Genomic DNA, 17,900 nt, shown 5'->3' with positions numbered 1-17,900 from the left:
GGCTCCGGAACGCAACCTAGGCTCCAGACATCTCGATGGCCATCGAAGCATGGATGCACGGCCGGTCAAGATTCACTTTGTTAGGACCTCTAAGAGCCGCTCGCGATCTTCCACAGCCTGACCACCTTGTCCTTGCCCGCGGACATGATGACCGCGTCCCCGTCGAGTGGGACGATGCCCACGGCGTACACGCCCTTCTTGTGGGCCTTGACCGGTTTGCCGAGCGTCTTGCGGGTCTCGGGGTCCCAGAGCCTGATCGTGCCGTCGGTGCCGCCGGACAGCAGCACCGTGCGGCCGTCGAGGGTGCCGAAGGAGAGCGAGTAAACGATCTTCTTGTGGCCGGAGAGGGTGGCGACGGTCTTGCGGCTCTTCGGATCCCAGAGCCTGATTTTTCCGTCTTTACCGCCAGATGCCACGACCACCTTCCCGCCCACCTTGCCGACCGCGACCGAGTACACGCCCCTGGAATGGCCCTTGTACGCCTTCCCGTACGCCTTGCGCCGGGCCATGTCCCACATGCGCACCGTCTCGTCCTCGCTGGCCGAGAAGGCGACGGCCCGGTCGCCTATGTGGGTGGCGCTGAGCCAGTTGACCGGCTTGCGGTGGGCTCTGATGATCTTGCCGGTGGACTTGCGCTTCTTCAGGTCCCAGAACCTCAGATAGCCGTCGGCGTCGCCGGTGACCGCGACGTACTTGCCCTTCACCTTGGTGACGGCGACCGAGTAGACGGCGTCGCCGTGCCAGCCGAGCACCTTGCCCTTGTGGGTCTTGAGGTTCCACAGGCGCACGCTGCCGTCGTACCCGCCGGAGACGGCCATGGGGGTCTTGCCGACCATCACGCAGGCTACGGCGTACACCTCCTCGCTGTGGCCCTTCATCGTGGCCAGCGACTTGTGCCCGGCCAGGTCCCACAGCCGCACCCGGCCGTCCTGCCCGCCGGTGACCAGCCACGCCTTGCCGCCCGCGGAGATCGCGGAGATCGTCTGGACGCCCTTGGTGTGGCCCTTGAATGACTTCCCGTCCTGCTTGCCGAGAACGGGGACGACCTTCTGCGTGGGGGTGACCGTCGGGGTCGGGGTGACCTGGGTCGGTGTCGGCGTCGGGGTCTCGGTCTGCGTCTGGGCCTGCGTCCGAGCCGGGCCCGCGCTCACGGAGGTGGTCGCCTGGGCCGCGTTCCCGCCAGTCGGCGCGCCGGTGCCGAACATCTTCGGCCCGAAGTACAGCACGCTCCCGGCCAGGGCCAGCGCCACGACGAGCGCGCTGGAGACCATGGCGGCCCGCCTGCGCCTGGCATGGGTCTCGTCGGGCCGTTCCTCTGCCTGCGCATGCTTGAAGAACGCGTCGTTGTCCCCCCGCCCGCCACCCTCCCGCGCCAACGGCTTCCGGGACGGGGACGGCTGCCCCTGCCGGGACGGGGACACCTGCCCCGGCCCTTGCCCCTGGCTCCCTTGGCCCTGGCCCGGCACCGACGGCGCACGCCCGGGCGGCCCCTCACCGCCCGCAACCGCCTCCGACCCCGGCGCCACCGGGCCAGGCGCCACCGGGCCGGGCGCCGGTGGACGGGGCGCGGCCGGGTGGGGCGTGGCGCTCATCGGATAGGGCGGCGGCACCTGTGACGGACCCGACGGAGGCTGCTGCCGAGGCACATAAGGCACACCATGCGGCCCGCCTCCAGGCTGCGGCCCACCTCCGTAGCCGGGCGTCGCACCCTGCCCAGGCGCGCCACCCTGCCCAGGCGCGCCACCCCGTCTCGGCCCGCCGCCCTGTTGCGGTGGCACGTACGGCGCCGCAGGTGGCCCGGCCGCTGGGCCCTGGGACGGCGGATATGCCTCCCCCGACGGGTTCGCCCACCCGTACCCGCCAGGAGGGGCGGACGACGGAGGGCCACCGGGATTCGCCCACCCGCTGCCGCCCGGCGGAGCCTCGGGCGCGGGCCCGTGGGGGCTCGCCCAGCCGGCGGCGGGCGAGGGCGGATCCGGCGGGGTCTGCTCGGCCGCGAGTTGCGAGCCCGTGTTGAGCGCGTCCTCGGGCCGCGGCGACTCACCCTCGTTCGCCAGCAGCGCGAACAGCACGTCGGCCGCCACGGGCCGCTCGTCGGCCCGCTTGCGCAGGCACGACCGCACGACCGGCCGCAGGGTCTCGGGCAGCGCCGAGAGGTCGGGCTCCTCGTGCATCACCCGGTAGACGACCGCGGGCAGGCTGTCCTGGCCGAACGCGGGCCGTCCCGTGGCCGCGAACACCATGGTCAGGGCCCAGCTGAACATGTCACTGGCCGGCCCCACCCGCTCGGCCGAGATCTGCTCGGGCGACATGTACGCGGGCGTCCCCACGACCCCGCTGCTGATCGTCATGGCCGAGTCCAGCGCCCGCGCGATGCCGAAGTCGATCACCCGCGGCCCGTCGTGGCCGAGCAGCACGTTGCTGGGCTTGAAGTCGCGGTGCACGATCCCGGCGCGGTGGATGGCGGCCAGCGCGGTGACCGTTCCGACGGCCAGGCGGTAGAGCGCGCCGCCCGTACGAGGCCCGTCCCGCTGCACCACCGCCTGCAGGGAGACCCCGTCCACCAGCTCGCTGACGATGTACGGGTGCTCGCCGTCCATGTGGGCCCCCAGCACCTGCGCGGTGCAGAACTGGGCCACCCGCCGCGCGGCCGCCACCTCGCGCAGGAAGCGTTCGGAGTCCAGTCCGGGCTTGTCCAGCCGGGTGCTCAACAGCTTGATCGCCACGCGCCGCCCGTCGGGCGACTCACCCTCGAAAACGATCCCCTGCGCCCCCTTGCCCAGGCGGCCGAGCAGCCGGTATTCGCCCAGTGTTCGCGGATCGGTCGGCTGTAAGGGGTGCGTTTCCGGCACCTGGCCCTCCCCGTTGTGCTAGACCCCCGTTCACAAGTGGGATAGGCGCGGGCAAAAACCCACAAACCACCCCAGGTCACGAAAGATCATCGCTCTTTGCGAAAAATTTGCCCTACGCAATAATCGTGGAGATGATCGGGGATTTCCAGCACCGTACGGGGAGCCGTCATATGCGCAGAAGCTTCAGCCTGTTCTTAGCCGGCGGTCTGGCCGCCGCGCCGCTGGCCGTACCCGCCCCGGCGAGTGCCGCCGCCGCTGCCTCCCCCACCACCGCGGCGGTCGCCCGGGTGAAGCCGTACTCCAGCTTCAAGATCTCCGTCACGCCCAGCGGCCGCACCAAGCGCGGCGGCAAGATCACGTATTACGTCCGCGCCAAGAACCTGGGCCCCTACTACGCCGACTACTACTGGATCGGCGGCCAGGTGCCCAAGGGCGTCGTGCCCACGCTGCGCTGGGGCGCCGCCAAGGGCACCAAGTGCACCTGGGAAGGCCGCTGGTTCTGGTGCTGGGGCCCGCTGCGGCTCGAGAAGGGCAAGACCGACTGGCTCAACTTCCAGGTGACGCTGAAGAAGGGCACCAAGGGCACGGCCACGGCGCGGCTCGGCGTGATGTCGTTCGACGTCGACCAGGGCATGGAGAACATCGACGAGGAAGAGCTCAAGCGCCTCGGCATCAAGGGCTACTACTGGCTCAAGAAGGTCAACACCAAGATCGTCTCTCCGCCGCGCCGGCCGGGCCGTAGCTGGTCGCCGCCCCCGCCGGTCAAGACGTACAACCCGCCTGCCAGCCACGAAGAGAGCAACAAGAAGAAGGACACCTGACCTTCACCCCAGGCCGCCTCCGCGGAGCGGAGGCCACAAGCACTACCCCAGGCCGTGCCGTACGGCGTACAGCGCGGCCTGGGTGCGGTCCTGAACGCCCAGCTTCATCAGCACGTTGGAGACGTGGGTCTTGACCGTCTTCTCCGCGACCGCCAGGCTCCTGGCGATCTCCCGGTTGGACCGGCCGGCCGCGATGAGCGCGAGCACCTCGCGTTCGCGGTCGGTCAGCGGCACCGGTGCCGGGCCGTCCGGCGCCGACAGCATCGCCTCGGCGGCCTCGGGCGCCAGTAACACCTGCCCTCCGTGCACGGACCGCACGGCCTGCACCAGCGCGGTCGGATCGACGTCCTTGTAGAGGAACCCCGACGCCCCCGCCCGCATGGCCGGGCCGACGTCGGACCGGTCGCTCACCGACGTCAGCACGACCACCCTGGTCGCCGACCCGGCCAGCCGTTCGAGCGTGCCGAGCCCGTCGAGCACCGGCATCTTCAGGTCCAGCAGCAACACGTCGGGCGACAGCTCCCCGACCAGCTCGACGGCCTGCGCCCCGTCGCCCGCCTCACCGACGACCGTGATGTCGTCCTGCAGGTCGAGGAACGTACGCAGCCCCTGCCGCACCACCGGATGATCGTCGGCGATCAGCACCCGGATCAAACGCCCACCTCCACACGTACCGTGGTCCCCCTGCCGTGGGCCGACTCGACGGTCATGGCCCCGCCCACGGACTCCGCCCTGTCGCGCATCGACACCAGGCCCAGGCCGCGCGACTCCGCCTGTTCGAAGCCGTTGCCGTCGTCGCGCACGATCAACACCAGCCTGCCGTCCGCGTACGCCAGGCGCACGGAGACGCTCGCGGCCTCCGCGTGCCTGAGCGCGTTGTGCAGCGCCTCCTGGGCCACTCTGAGCACCGCCACCTCGACCGCCGGGTCGACCGGCGGCAGCTCCACGCACTCGAACGTGACCAGGGACGGGTGGAGCCGGTCCAGCAGACGCACGTGCTTGCGCAGCGTCTCGGCCAGGCCGTGCCGGTCGAGCTCGGCAGGCCGCAGCTCGACGATCACCGCCCGCAGCTCGGACAGGGCCTCCCCGGCCAGGCGCTGGACGCGTTCGAGCTCGGCGGCGGCCTGCTCGGGCGCCCGGTCGAGCATGGCGGAGGCGGCCTGCGCGGTGAGCCTGAGCGAGAACAGCTTCTGCGTCACGGCGTCGTGCAGTTCGCGGGCCACCCGGTTGCGCTCCTCCAGCATGGCCAGCTCGCGGCCTCGCTCGTAGAGCCTGGCGTTGGTCAGCGCGATGGCCGCGTGCGCGGCGAACAGCGTCAGCAGCTCCTGGTCGGCCTGCGTGAAGCCGCCCGGCATGCGCTTGTTAGCCAAGAAGATGATGCCGAGCACCTGGTCGCCGTCGCGGATCGGGACGCCGAGGAAGTCCTTCATCACCGGGTGGGCCTTCGGCCACCACTCGAACCTCGGGTCCTTGCGCAGGTCGGGCAGCCTGACGGGGCTCCCCTCGCGGAGCATCGCGCCGAGCATGCCATGCTGTCTGGGCAGCGGCCCGATCGCGTCCCACTGCTTGTCGGTGATGCCCTCGGCGACGAACTCGCCGAACGACCCCTCGTCGTCGGGCACGCCGAGCGCGGCGTAGCGGGCGTCGAGCAGCCGTTGCGCCGAGCGTACGATGACCTGCAGCACCTCCCGGACCGACAGATGGCGGGTCACCGCGAGCACCGCGGAGCTCACCGCCTGCAGGATCTCGTCTCGGTCGGAGGTCACGGGACCCAGCTTATGGTCCTAGGACGATGTGCCCAGGCGGCGGCGGGACTTCGGCCCGATGTGCGCAGCCCGCGGCGTTCCTAACGTCGGCACCATGACGAACACCGCACTCATCACCGGCGCTTCCCGCGGTCTCGGACTCGCCCTGGCGAGGTCTCTGGCGGGCGCCGGCTGGGACCTCGTGCTCACCGCCCGCGGCGCGGACGACCTGGAGCGGGCCGCGGCCGAACTGGGCGCCGTCGCGATCCCCGGCGACGTGACGGAGCCCGCGCACGTCGAGCGGCTGGCCCGGGCGGCGCCCGAGCTGGACCTGCTGGTCAACAACGCCGGCGACCTCGGCGTGACGCCGCTGCCGCCGCTGGCGGGCTACCCGCTGGAGGCGTTCAGGGTGCTGCTGGAGACCAACGTCACCGCCCCGCTGGCGCTGATCCAGGCCACGCTGCCCGCCCTGCGCGCGGCGGGCGGGGCCGTCGTGAACATCACCTCGGACGCCGCCACGGGCGCGTACGAGGGGTGGGGCGGCTACGGCGCCACCAAGGCGGCCCTGGAGCAGCTCTCCAACGTGTTGTCGGCCGAGGAGCCCGCGGTCCGGGTCTGGTGGGCCGACCCCGGCGAGATGAACACCCGCATGCTCGCCGACGCCGTGGGCGCCGACGAGGCCGCCGGCGCCACCGACCCCGCCAAGGTGGCCGCCGCGCTGCACGACCTGGTGCGGTCCCGTCCGGCCAGCGGCAGAGTGAGCCTGCAATGACCGTCGCGCTCGACTTCGCGCTGCCGCCGGGCCTGTCGGCGAGCGAGCCGCCCGAGGCGCGGGGGATGTCCAGGGACGCGGTACGCCTGATGGTCTCGCGCGGCGACCTCGCCCCCTCGCACCACCACTTCGTCGACCTGCCGGGGCTGCTCGACCCCGGTGACCTGATCGTCGTGAACAACTCGGCGACCCTCCCCGCGGCCGTCCGGCTCGACCGCCTGGCCGTGCACTTCTCCACCGCCAGGGAGGACGGCACCTGGCTGGTCGAGCTGCGCCGCCGTACCGCCACCGCCTCCGAGCCCTACGGCGGTGGTGAGCCCGGCGAGTGGCTGCCGCTGCCGGGGCGGGCCACGCTGCGGCTGATCGAACGCGAGACGCCGCGTCTGTGGCGGGCGTCGCTGGACCAGGAGGTGGAGCCGTACCTGCGGGCGCACGGGGCGCCGATCCGCTACTCGTACGTGAGCGGGGACTGGCCGATCGAGGCGTACCAGACCGTGTTCGCGACCGTGCCGGGGAGCGCGGAGATGCCGAGCGCGGCGCGGCCGTTCACCGCGGAGCTGGTGACGGCGCTCGTGGCGCGCGGGATCGGGATCGCGCCGATCACCCTGCACACGGGGGTGGCCTCGCCGGAGAAGGACGAGCCGCCCTACGCCGAGCGGTACGAGGTGCCGGAGGCCACGGCGCGGCTGGTCAACCTGGCGCGCGAGAGCGGCAACCGGGTGGTGGCCGCGGGCACCACCGTCGTACGGGCGCTGGAGACGGCCGTGGGGGCGGACGGGCTGGTCAGCGCGGCCGCCGGGTGGACCAGGCGCATCGTCACGCCCCAGAGCGGCGTACGGGCCGTCACGGGGCTGATCACCGGGCTGCACGAGCCGCGCTCCAGTCACCTGCTGATGCTGACCGCGATCGCGGGCGAGACGGCGCTCGCGCGGGCCTACGGGGAGGCGCTACAGAACGCATATCTGTGGCACGAGTTCGGTGACACGCACTTGATTCTGAAGAAATAGTCTTTACATAGATTTTGCCAACATGATAGGAACAGCGGGCATTTACGGGGGCTTCAAGTGTGTGCGCCTCCCCGTGACCACTTCCTCACCGGAGACGTTTAATGCGTAACCTGACCAAGGCCGCGTCGCTGGCATTGCTGGCGGCGGCCCTGCTTGTCCCGGCTGTTCCTGCTTCCGCTTCCGCCACGACGGCCGCCGACGAGCCGTTCTCGGTCTTCGACGTCAAAGTGAAGGCTGCCAAGACGGCCAAGGCCGGCGGCAAGCTCAACTTCAGCATCGTCGCCACCAACAAGGGGCCCTACCAGGCCGACGCCTACTTTGTCGGCGGCGAGTTCCCCAAGGGGGTCGACCTCAGGCGGATCATGTACCGCACGAGCGTCAAGGGCACCGAGTGCGGCCTCGAGGGCCGTGCGTTCTTCTGCTTCCTGCCCAAGATCCTGGAGAAGGGTGACGCCATCTCCCTGATCTTCGAGACCAAGCTCAAGAAGACGGCGACCGGCACGCAGACCGCCAAGCTCGGCGTGATCTCCTACGACGTCCAGACGGGCATGGAGAACATGAGCAAGGAAGAGCTCGACCGGCTCGGCATCCCCGAGCACGGCTACGTGAAGACGGTCAAGACCAAGATCGTCCGCTAGCCCGACGCTCTTCGTGTCCCTTGGAACGTTACGGCCGATGAAATGTTGTCCGTACGTCCGCGGGACATTCACCTAGGCGTCACCTGCTAGGACACCACGGTCGCGCCCGCGCCCGAATGCCCGCCCTGCTTCGCGAGCATCGGGCCGGGCGCAGTACCGTGGCTGGATGTGGACCAGCGCAGCCTCCTGATCACCCTGACCGGCCCCGACCGGCCCGGCGTCACCTCGCGGCTTTTCTCCGTTCTTTCTGCCTTTCCAGTGACTGTGGCGGACATCGAACAGGTCGTCATTCGCGGCCGGCTCACGCTCGGCGTGCTCGTCACGTACGCCGGCGGCCCCCCGACAGGCACCGGCACGACCCTCGGCGCCATGTGGACCGCGGTCGAGCAGGTGGCCGAGGACCTCGGCATGGAGGTGGAGCTCTCCACCGGCTCCCAGACCAAGGAGCAGCGCCGCCGCGGCCGCCTGTCGGTCAGCGTGCTGGGCGCCACGCTCCAGCCCGCCGCCATCGCGGGCATCGCCGGGCGCATCGCCGCCGCCGGCGCGAACATCGACCGCATCGAACGCCTCGCCCAATGGCCCGTCACCTGCATCGAACTGTCCGTCTCCGGCGCCGACCCCAGCTCGTTGCGGGTCGAGCTGGCGGCAGAGGCGGCCGTCCTGGCGGTGGACGTGGCCGTGCAGCGCACCGGCCTGTCGCGGCGCGCCAAGCGGCTGATCGTCATGGACGTCGACTCGACCCTCATCCAGGGCGAGGTCATCGAGCTGCTCGCGGCCCACGCCGGATGCCTGGACGAGGTCGCCAAGGTCACCGAGCAGGCCATGCGCGGCGAACTCGACTTCGCCGAGTCGCTGCGGCGCCGGGTGGCGCTGCTTGAGGGGCTGCCGGCCGAGGTGTTCGAGGAGGTGCGCAAGGAGGTCGTGCTCACGCCCGGCGCCCGCACCCTGGTTCGCACGCTCAAGCGGCTCGACTACCGCTTCGCCATCGTCAGCGGCGGATTCACGCAGATCACCGACGGGCTCGTGGAGGAGCTCGGGATCGACTACTCGGCGGCGAACGTTCTCGAGGTCATCGACGGCCGGCTGACCGGTCGCGTCGTGGGCGAGATCGTGGACCGGCCGGGTAAGGCGCGGGCGCTGGAGCGGTTCGCGAAGGAGGCCGGCCTGCCGATCTCGCAGACGGTGGCCATCGGGGACGGGGCCAACGACCTCGACATGATCGCCGTGGCCGGGCTGGGAGTGGCGTTCAACGCCAAGCCGGTGGTGCGGCAGGCGGCCGACACGGCGGTCAACACTCCCTACCTCGACTCGATCCTCTACCTGCTGGGGATCTCCAGGGACGAGGTGGAGGCGGCGGACGCAGAGGACGGCGCCACCCTCACCGCAGGCTGACCCTCACCCGACAATGCCCATCCTGGGGCCCCAGGATGGGCCCTCCGGCCCTCCAGCCGGGTCCAGCACCCCCTGGTGGGCCCTCGGTGCTCCTGTGGGCCCTCCGTGCTCCTTGGGGTCCTTCAGCCCTCGTGCTCCTTAGGGTCCCAGAGCGTCACCAGGCGCCCCTCACCCATCCAGAGCTCATCCCAGTCGGGCTCCACCTCGATCACCGCGAACGCGCCCGGCCGGAACACGTACTCCCCTCCGGCCAGCCCCACGGCCAGCTCGTGCACGCCCGGGTTGTGCCCGCACAGCACCACGGTGCTCGCCTCGGGATCGACCCGGCGGACCAGCTCCAGCAGCTCATCGGGATACGCCTCGTAGATGTCCCGCTCGTAGCTGATCTCCACCTCGGGAAAGGCGATCTCGGCGGTGCGCTTGGTCCTGAGCGCCGGCGAGCACAGCACGACGTCCGGATTGAGCCCGGCCGCCCGTATCTCGTCGCCAGCCCGCTTGGCGTCCCGCTCGCCCCGCCCGGTCAGCGGCCGCTCCCGATCGGCCAGCCCGGGAACGTGGGCGGCCTTCGCATGCCGCAGCACAATCAAGGTCCGCACCAGATCACCCCGTCCTCGAAGCCCAGACGGCCAGCCCGACGATCACGGCCAGGATGACGAGCATCCCCAGCAGAATGAGGCCCAGGGTCTTCCCACCGCTGGGCTGGTTGTCACCTTTCACGCGCCCAGTTTCCCACCGAGCCACCCCGCCCCCACGCCCGCCTTCACCCCCACCACCCCACCCCCGCACGTCCTGCACGTCGGCACCCCGCAGACCCGGCACGCCGCACCACCGCATATCGCGCACGTCCTGCACGCCCGCACCCCGCGATACCTGCACGCCCGCCACCAAGACGCCCACTGTCCACGCGCCGCAGACCGCACCCACCCCGGCCCCGAATCGCCCGACGAGCCCGCTCATCCCGTCCGTCCGGGCAGGTCCCACATCGACGTCCGAGCCCTCACCTCACCTCATCCCACCCGACGAGACACCCTCGACCGCGTCGCCCGCCGCAGGAGCCGACGACCAGCGGCCCGGGACGTCCGAAGGCCCGGAGGACCCCGGAAAGACGAGACGCCCGCCCCTACGCAGTAGGGCGGGCGTCTCTCCAGGGTATTGCGGCGTGCTACGAGGCCACGGGCTGGTGCTCGCGGTTGTCGTTGTTGGCCGCTTCGTTGGTCACGGAGCGCCGCTTGGACACCATGATGGCCCCGACCACCACGGCCACCGCCACCACCGTGACGCCGATCCGCAGGACCGGGTTGCCCGCATACAGCACCACCGAGGGCGCGATCAGCAAGGCCACCAGGTTCATCACCTTGATCAGCGGGTTGATGGCAGGCCCGGCCGTGTCCTTGAACGGGTCGCCGACGGTGTCGCCGATGACGGTGGCGGCGTGCGCCTCCGAACCCTTGCCGCCATGGTGACCGTCCTCCACCAGCTTCTTGGCGTTGTCCCAGGCGCCACCGGAGTTCGACAGGAAGACGGCCATCAGCGTGCCGCACGCGATGGCCCCCGCGAGGAAGGCGCCCAGCGGCGCGTACCCGAGGGCGAACCCGACCGCGATCGGCGTCATGACCGCCAGCAGACCGGGCGTGGCCAGCTCGCGGAGCGAGTCACGGGTGCAGATGTCCACGACCCGGCCGTACTCCGGCGTCTCCGTGCCGTCCATGATGCCCGGCTTGTTGCGGAACTGGTCGCGTACCTCGAAGACCACACGCATCGCGGCCCGTCCGACCGCCATGATCGCGAGCCCCGAGAAGAGGAACACGACCGCGGCCCCGATGACCAGGCCGACCAGGACGTTCGGCTGGTCGACGCCGAGGGTGAAGGTGGAGAACGCGCCGAGCGCTGACTTGACCGCCCCGTCCGCCTCGGCCAGCGCGCCCTCCACCGCGGTGCGGAAGGCGCCGAACAGCGCGGTCGCCGCCAGCACGGCGGTGGCGATCGCGATGCCCTTGGTGATGGCCTTGGTGGTGTTTCCGACGGCGTCGAGGCTGGTGAGCACGCGGGCGCCCTCGCCCTCGACGTCGCCCGACATCTCGGCGATGCCCTGGGCGTTGTCGGAGACCGGCCCGAACGTGTCCATGGAGACGATGACGCCGACCGTGGTCAGCAGGCCGGTGCCCGCCAGCGCCACCGCGAACAGCGCGATCGTCACGTTCCCGAACCCAAGCAGGAACGCGCCGTAGACCGCGCCGCCGATGACCAGGGCGGAGTAGACGGCCGACTCCAGGCCGACGCTGATGCCGGCCAGGATGACGGTGGCCGGGCCGGTGGCCGAGCTCTCGCCGATCTCGCGTACGGGACGGCGGTGGGTCTCGGTGAAGTAGCCGGTCAGCAGCTGGATGGCGCTGGCCAGCACCAGGCCAATGAGCACCGCGCCGATGGCGATGAGCCGCGGGTTGGCGTCGGACTGCTCGGTGGCGCCGGTCAGGGCGCTGAAGCTGTCGGGCAGATACAGGAACGCGGCCACGGTGACGAGCACCGCGGAGATCGCGGCCGAGATGAAGAAACTGCGGTTGATCGCCGACATGCCGCTGCGGTCGCGGTCGCGCATTCCGGTGACGAAGATGCCGATGATCGCCGTGATCACGCCGATCATGGGGACGATCAGGGGGAAGATCAGCCCCTGCTCGCCGAAGGCCACCTTGCCCAGGATGAGGCTGGCGACCAGCATGACCGCGTACGACTCGAACAGGTCGGCCGCCATGCCCGCGCAGTCACCGACGTTGTCGCCCACGTTGTCGGCGATGGTCGCCGCGTTGCGCGGGTCGTCCTCCGGGATGCCCTGCTCGACCTTGCCGACCAGGTCGGCGCCGACGTCAGCGGCCTTGGTGAAGATGCCGCCGCCGACTCGCATGAACATCGCGAGCAGCGCCGCCCCGAACCCGAATCCCTCGAGCACGCCAGGGGCGTTGCCCTGGTAGATGAACACGACCACGGCCGCGCCGAACAGGCCGAGGCCCACGGTGAACATCCCGGCCACGCCGCCGGTGCGGAACGCGATGCGCATGGCGCGCTTCTCGCCCGAATCGTTGGCCGCGGCGGCGACACGGACATTTCCGCGCACAGCCAGCCACATGCCCATGAACCCGGTCAGCGCGGAGAAAACCGCACCGACCACGAAGAAGATCGAACGTCCGACGACTACGTCCGTTTCCCCCGGTAGCAGGAGCAACAGGATAGGTATTGCGACGACGAAGATCGCCAATGTGCGAAACTGGCGCGCCAGATAAGCGGCGGCGCCTTCTTGTACGGCACGCGCGATGTTCTGCATGCGCTCCGTGCCTTGGCCGGCGGACAGCACTTCGCGCACCAGGCCGCCGGCGACGGCTAGTGCGATCAGTGCGACCGCGGCGACCACGATCACGATGGTGAGATTGTTTCCACTCAGGGCCAGATTGGACGCTGGCTCCGCTGCCAGCATGTGCCTGCTCATCGTTCTCCTCGGCAAGACCGGTCGTCCTGCCCGGGCGGTGCTGCAGTTTTCCTCGGCGGGTGTTGCGGCACCATCCGGGTTGTGGGTGCCGCTTCCGGTTGAATCCGCGTTCCGCCGGATCACCTTGGCCGGTGCCGGGAGTCTACGCAGGCACTGAACGGATATGAAGGCTCTCGAGGTGGCTATTTGTGCGCGCGTCCAGTAATCCCCTGACAGCGGGCCGGTTTGCGGCCTGACAGGCGAAATTTCCCCGGGTTTAAGGTCATGAAAACCTCCGGATAGTGCCGGACCGAAACTTGGGCCGCCTGGACCGATGCTGGAGGGACCTGAGAGGCGGAGGCCGACCACCGAAACGACCGCCCACCATGGTCACCGCCACCTGCCACCGCCACCCGACCACGGCACCACCGCCCAGGACACGGCACGCGGGCCCTCTACCCGCGACCACCCCACCGGGCCCCTGCGGACACGGCCACATCAAGGGCCCGCCCGCGCCGCGAACCGCACCTCATCCGACGACCGGAATCGCCCACCGCTCCCGTCGCCTGGACCCGCCACGCGACGACCGGAACCGCCGTCCGCCTTGTGCGCTCATTCACCCACATGGCCACCCACACCGCGGCCGCGTTCCCGCCACAGGCTCCATTCACCCCACATGACCGCCCACGCCACGGGCGTGTCCACGCCATACGACCCCCCACGCTGCGGGCGTGTTTCACGCCATATGACCGTCCATGCCGGGACCGTCCACGCCGGGAGCATGTTCTCCCCATACGACCGTCCACCCCAGGGGCATGTTCATCCCACTGACCGCCCCACGCCATGGGCGTGCTCACGCCATACGACCGTCCATGCCATGGGCGTGTCAGCCCCAGGAGCCGGTCCACGCCGCTGGGGCCTTCGTTCCGCGCGGCCGTCCGCGCTATGGCCGGCCTCGTCGCATCCCGCAGGGCCGCTCGCCTCGCGAACCCGCTTGCCACGCGACCGCCCCACCACGAACCTGCCCACTCCGCGAAGCCGCCTGCCCGCCCACCGAGCCCACCCAGAGGACCGTCCTCCCCGCGAACCGTCCGCCCCGCGCGACAGCTGGCCCACGAACTCCGTCCGCACGTCGGGGCCACCCGTAGCGACGACTCCGCCCCACGAACCCACTCGCCCCACGCGACAGCCCACCCACTAACCCGGTTTGCCCGTCGGGGCCACCAGTGGGGCCGACTCCGCTCCACGAACCCCGCTCGCCCCTAGGGCCGGCGGAAGGCGGAAGCCACGGTGCCCGTGCGCCGTGACGGTGGCCGGTCACGTGCGGGTCAGCGGGCGTCTCCCTGGAGGCGCTCAGCCACGTGCGGCGGGTGGCGCCGCCCGTGCTCCGCCGTACAAGATGGGGTTTTTGAGCACAGAACAGCCGCACGCCGGGCGCCACAAAGGGACGCCCGGCGGAACGAGGCGGGACGGCGGAGCCCGCTCAGACCTTGGCGGTCGCGGGCCAGCTCATGCGGATGTTCGTGCCCTTCGGGCTGGGGAAGATCTCGACGTCGTCGGCCAAGCCCTCGATGACCGCGAGGCCGAAGCCTGACATGAACGAGTCAGAGAGCATGCCCAGATCGAGGGGTTGCTCCTGCTTGATCTCATCGCTGGGGGCCTGGTCGCTGACCGTGACTTCGAAACGCCCGGAGTCGTCACGCAGCTCGATGCGGATGGGCTCGCCCGGACAGTGGACGCGGTGCGCCTCGACTGCCCGGGAGCAGGCCTCACCCACAGCGAGCCTGACCTCGTCCAACAGGGACTCCTCCACGCCGGTGCGGCGAGCGATCGCCGTCGCCACCAGCCGCGCGGTCCGCACATGGGCGGGAAGAGCGCTGAACGTCAGCTCGACGGTAGCCATGCTACTTGTCTTTGCCGTGAGCTTCCTTGGCCTCGTCGACCGAAGCGTAGATCCCGAAGACCTTGGTCAGACCGGTAATCCGGAAGATCTTCAGGATGCGCTCCTGCGTGCAGACAAGCTCGAGCGAGCCGTCGTGCGCACGAACCCGCTTGAGCCCCCCGACCAGGACGCCAAGGCCCGTGGAGTCGAGGAAGTCCACCTTCTCCATGTTGACGAGCAGGTGGAAGTTGCCCTTGTTCACCAGGTCGATGAGGAGCTCACGCAATCTCGGCGCCGTGTAGACATCGATCTCACCCTCGACCTCCACGATGGTGAGTCGGTCTTCGGTGCGGTGATCCAACTTCAGATCCACAGATCCTCCAGCGCCTCGCCTGCGAAACTACTCTCTTGGGACTGGCAATCTGGAGCGTGGCCCCAGATCGTCCGACCCTGACGCGCGGCATTCAACCATGCGTCTGGCTTGTGTCTATACGAAATCACGATTCCCGGCGACTTTGCCCATCGATGCAAGACTGGAAACAGTGACTTCCTCCGCATCCTCCCCACAACAGGCGGGTCCACTCCTCCGCCACCTGCTCGGTGTTCCCGCACGTCATGAGCGTGTCACCCATGTGGAGCATGTTCCAGCACGTCGGGCGGGTCAAGCGGGATGGCCCAAATGGACGCCAGAAGTACTTGTTACGCGCTTGGCGAACCGCGGGGTGACAGGGCTCTGGCCTCACCAGTACGAGGCCGCCGACCTGGCATTTCGTGGCCGAAACGTGATCATCTCAACGGGTACGGCGTCCGGGAAGTCGCTGGCGTACCTCACTCCCGCCGTCGCCTCCTGCCTCGACGGCGGCACGATCCTCTACCTGACCCCGACCAAGGCCCTGGCCGCCGACCAGCTGCGCGGCCTGCGCGAGCTGCGCATCACCCAGCTCCGCGCGGCCTGCTTCGACGGCGACACGCCGTTCGAGGAACGTACGTGGGTGCGCCAGCACGCCAACTACGTCCTGACGAATCCGGACATGCTGCACCGCAGCATCCTCCCCCGCCACGCTCAGTGGTCCTCGTTCTTCCGCCGGTTGCGCATGGTCGTCATCGACGAGTGCCACGGCTACCGCGGCGTCTTCGGCTCCCACGTCGCGCAGATCCTGCGCCGCCTGCGCCGCGTCTGCGCCCGTTACGGCTCGCGCCCCACGTTCCTGCTCGCGTCGGCGACCGCCAGCGAGCCGGGCGCGTTCGGGATGAGGCTGACGGGGCTTGAGATGGACGAGGTGACCGTGGACGCCTCGCCCAAGGGTTCCACCACCATCGCGCTGTGGGAGCCGCCCCTGACCGAGCTACGGGGCGAGGGAGGGGCTCCTGTGCGGCGGACGGCCACGGCGGAGGCGGCGGATCTGCTGGCGGACCTCGTCCTGGCCGACGTCCGCACGCTCGCCTTCGTACGTTCCCGCCGCGGCGCCGAAACGGTCGCCCTGACGGCCCGCGCCAAGCTCGCCGACGTGGCCTTCTCCCTCTCCACCCGCCACCCCCGCCCCTCCACCCCCCGCCGGCCGAACCCAACCCCGCCGGAATCGGACCCCGCCCTCAACCACCAGCCAGGCACAGCGGAGCCGGCCGACACCACCCAGCCGGACCTGCTGGAAACGGACCTCACCACCCACCACCGACCACCCGCCCGCGCCACCCCGCCGGAAGCGGATCCCGCTCTCAGCCACCAGCCGGGCACAGCGGAGCCGACGGACCCCGCCACGCCGGAACCATCCCGGACCACCAGCGGACTCTCCGCGACAACCCCGGCGGCCAGCACGTCAAAGCATGAGGGCCCGGCAACCGACCCGGCCTCGGAGAGCTCCCTCAGGTGGGCACTCCCAGACGCCCCCGCCCAGCCGGACTGGACCGACCTCCCCAACAAGATCGCCGCCTACCGAGCCGGATACCTCGCCGAAGACCGCAGGATCCTGGAGAAGGCCCTCCGCTCGGGCACGATCATGGGCCTGGCCACCACCAACGCCCTCGAACTCGGCGTGGACGTCTCAGGCCTGGACGCCGTGCTGATCGCGGGCTGGCCCGGCACCCGCGCCTCCCTCTGGCAGCAGGCGGGCCGGGCGGGCCGCGACGGCCAGGACGCGCTCGCCGTGCTGATCGCCAGGGACGACCCCTTGGACACCTACCTCGTCCACCACCCCCAGGCCCTGTTCGGCCAGCCCGTCGAGGCGATCGTCCTCGACCCCGACAACCCGTACGTCCTGGGCCCCCACCTCTGCGCCGCGGCCGCCGAGATCCCGCTGACCGACGACGACCTGCCCGTCTTCGGCACCACCACCTCAACGGTCCTCGATGACCTGGTCTCCCAGGGGCTGCTCAGGAGGCGCCCCGCGGGCTGGTTCTGGACCAAGCGGGAGCGTGCCACCGACCTCGCCGACATCCGAGGCGGCGGAGGCGCTCCCATCCAGGTCGTGGAGTCGTCCACCGGCCGCCTCCTGGGCAGCGTGGACGAACCGTCCGCGCACACGACGGTGCACACGGGCGCGGTCTACCTCCATCAGGGCGAGACCTTCCTGGTGGAGCTTCTGGACCTGGAGGCCGGGGTCGCCCTGGTGTCCAGCGCGACTCCGGATTTCACGACGTTCGCTCGCGACATCACCGACATCTCCATCCTCGCCACCCAGCGCTCCCATCCCCTGGGCCCCGGCACGCTCCACTTCGGCGAGGTGGAGGTGACCCGGCAAGTGGTCTCGTACCTCAAGAGACGCCTCCAATCTGGCGAGATGCTCGGCGACGAGCCCCTGGACCTGCCACCCCGCACCCTCCGCACCCGTGCCGTCTGGTGGACGCTCCCCGCCTCGGCGGTCGCGCCGCTCGCCGAAGCGGGCATCGACCTCGGTGGTGCCGCCCACGCCGCCGAACACGCCTCCATCGGCCTGCTCCCCCTCTTCGCCACCTGCGACCGCTGGGACATCGGCGGCGTCTCCACCGAACTGCACGCCGACACGGGGCTGCTCACCGTCTTCGTGTACGACGGCCACGAGGGCGGGGCGGGTTTCGCCGAACGCGGCTACGCCCGTGCGGCCGAGTGGCTGACCGCCACGCGCGAAGCCATAACCTCATGCGAATGCGAACGCGGCTGCCCCTCCTGCATCCAATCCCCGAAATGCGGCAACGGCAACGAACCCCTCGACAAACGCGGTGCCGTCCGCCTCCTCAACACACTGCTGTCGCCTCAGTAAAACGCCAAGACATCCACGCAAGAACTGCCACCGATCGCGCGCCATCTGGCGCGCATTTTTCCGCGCGAGCGAGCGCCTGCCGCCCGTAAAATCGGGTC

General features: G+C 70.3%; 13 protein-coding genes. 6 read left to right on the top strand and 7 right to left on the bottom strand.

The features are described from left to right. Positions 1-89: 89 nt before the first annotated feature. Positions 90-2,852: a WD40 repeat domain-containing serine/threonine protein kinase gene (locus tag ACWDRB_RS39615; RefSeq protein WP_449902655.1), complete on the bottom strand. Its 2,763-nt coding sequence runs from the start codon at positions 2,850-2,852 to the stop codon at positions 90-92. A 170-nt stretch (positions 2,853-3,022) separates the two neighbouring features. Here ACWDRB_RS39615 and ACWDRB_RS39610 point away from each other — a divergent pair, with 170 nt between their 5' ends. Continuing rightward, a complete protein-coding gene (locus ACWDRB_RS39610; protein ID WP_350739655.1) occupies positions 3,023-3,673 on the top strand; it encodes a hypothetical protein in 651 nt (216 codons plus the stop codon). A 42-nt stretch (positions 3,674-3,715) separates the two neighbouring features. Here ACWDRB_RS39610 and ACWDRB_RS39605 read toward each other — a convergent pair whose 3' ends face one another. Then, a complete protein-coding gene (locus ACWDRB_RS39605) occupies positions 3,716-4,327 on the bottom strand; it encodes a response regulator (RefSeq protein WP_449902652.1) in 612 nt (203 codons plus the stop codon). Beyond that, positions 4,324-5,439, bottom strand: a complete 1,116-nt coding sequence (locus ACWDRB_RS39600) for a GAF domain-containing sensor histidine kinase (RefSeq protein WP_449902650.1) — start codon at positions 5,437-5,439, stop codon at positions 4,324-4,326. The genes ACWDRB_RS39605 and ACWDRB_RS39600 overlap by 4 nt, the downstream gene beginning before the upstream one ends. Before the next feature lie 94 nt (positions 5,440-5,533). Here ACWDRB_RS39600 and ACWDRB_RS39595 point away from each other — a divergent pair, with 94 nt between their 5' ends. The 4 genes from ACWDRB_RS39595 (at position 5,534) to serB (ending at position 9,227) form a co-directional block, all read left to right on the top strand. Next, on the top strand, positions 5,534-6,190 hold the full coding sequence (locus ACWDRB_RS39595) for an SDR family oxidoreductase (protein WP_449902647.1): 657 nt from the start codon (positions 5,534-5,536) through the stop codon (positions 6,188-6,190). Then, a complete protein-coding gene (locus ACWDRB_RS39590) occupies positions 6,187-7,197 on the top strand; it encodes an S-adenosylmethionine:tRNA ribosyltransferase-isomerase (protein ID WP_363976884.1) in 1,011 nt (336 codons plus the stop codon). The genes ACWDRB_RS39595 and ACWDRB_RS39590 overlap by 4 nt, the downstream gene beginning before the upstream one ends. Positions 7,198-7,298: 101 nt before the next feature. Further along, positions 7,299-7,835, top strand: a complete 537-nt coding sequence (locus ACWDRB_RS39585; protein WP_449902645.1) for a hypothetical protein — start codon at positions 7,299-7,301, stop codon at positions 7,833-7,835. 168 nt (positions 7,836-8,003) lie between these two features. Continuing rightward, positions 8,004-9,227 (top strand): phosphoserine phosphatase SerB, encoded by a 1,224-nt coding sequence (gene serB, locus ACWDRB_RS39580; protein WP_350739638.1) that lies wholly within the window; start codon positions 8,004-8,006, stop codon positions 9,225-9,227. Between the two features lie 122 nt (positions 9,228-9,349). On the opposite strand, the gene ACWDRB_RS39575 is transcribed toward serB, so the two are convergent. The 4 genes from ACWDRB_RS39575 to ACWDRB_RS39560 all read right to left on the bottom strand — a co-directional run bounded on the left by ACWDRB_RS39575 (position 9,350) and on the right by ACWDRB_RS39560 (position 14,939). Then, positions 9,350-9,823 (bottom strand): SixA phosphatase family protein, encoded by a 474-nt coding sequence (locus ACWDRB_RS39575; RefSeq protein WP_397372685.1) that lies wholly within the window; start codon positions 9,821-9,823, stop codon positions 9,350-9,352. A 566-nt stretch (positions 9,824-10,389) separates the two neighbouring features. Beyond that, on the bottom strand, positions 10,390-12,705 hold the full coding sequence (locus ACWDRB_RS39570; RefSeq protein WP_449902642.1) for a sodium-translocating pyrophosphatase: 2,316 nt from the start codon (positions 12,703-12,705) through the stop codon (positions 10,390-10,392). A gap of 1,462 nt (positions 12,706-14,167) precedes the next feature. After that, positions 14,168-14,587 (bottom strand): ATP-binding protein, encoded by a 420-nt coding sequence (locus ACWDRB_RS39565; RefSeq protein ID WP_350739630.1) that lies wholly within the window; start codon positions 14,585-14,587, stop codon positions 14,168-14,170. 1 nt (position 14,588) lies between these two features. Further along, entirely contained in the window at positions 14,589-14,939 is a 351-nt protein-coding gene (locus tag ACWDRB_RS39560) for an STAS domain-containing protein (RefSeq protein WP_043629845.1), read from the bottom strand. Between the two features lie 409 nt (positions 14,940-15,348). Between ACWDRB_RS39560 and ACWDRB_RS39555 the strand changes: the two genes are divergently transcribed. After that, positions 15,349-17,802 carry a DEAD/DEAH box helicase gene (locus ACWDRB_RS39555; protein ID WP_449902639.1) on the top strand — a complete coding sequence of 818 codons (2,454 nt, stop codon included), beginning with the start codon at positions 15,349-15,351 and terminating at the stop codon, positions 17,800-17,802. Positions 17,803-17,900: the final 98 nt, after the last annotated feature.

This window comes from Nonomuraea sp. NPDC003707, from assembly GCF_053587055.1.
Note: the sequence above shows the minus strand (reverse complement) of the source record. Positions and strands in the feature narration are given on the sequence as shown.

Bases quoted from the DNA above. Each gene is read 5' to 3' on its own strand.
- ACWDRB_RS39610 (WP_350739655.1), top strand. From the start codon at position 3,023: ATGCGCAGAAGCTTCAGCCTGTTCTTAGCCGGCGGTCTGGCCGCCGCG.
- ACWDRB_RS39595 (WP_449902647.1), top strand. From the start codon at position 5,534: ATGACGAACACCGCACTCATCACCGGCGCTTCCCGCGGTCTCGGACTC.
- ACWDRB_RS39590 (WP_363976884.1), top strand. From the start codon at position 6,187: ATGACCGTCGCGCTCGACTTCGCGCTGCCGCCGGGCCTGTCGGCGAGC.
- ACWDRB_RS39585 (WP_449902645.1), top strand. From the start codon at position 7,299: ATGCGTAACCTGACCAAGGCCGCGTCGCTGGCATTGCTGGCGGCGGCC.
- ACWDRB_RS39570 (WP_449902642.1), bottom strand. From the start codon at position 12,705: ATGAGCAGGCACATGCTGGCAGCGGAGCCAGCGTCCAATCTGGCCCTG.
- ACWDRB_RS39565 (WP_350739630.1), bottom strand. From the start codon at position 14,587: ATGGCTACCGTCGAGCTGACGTTCAGCGCTCTTCCCGCCCATGTGCGG.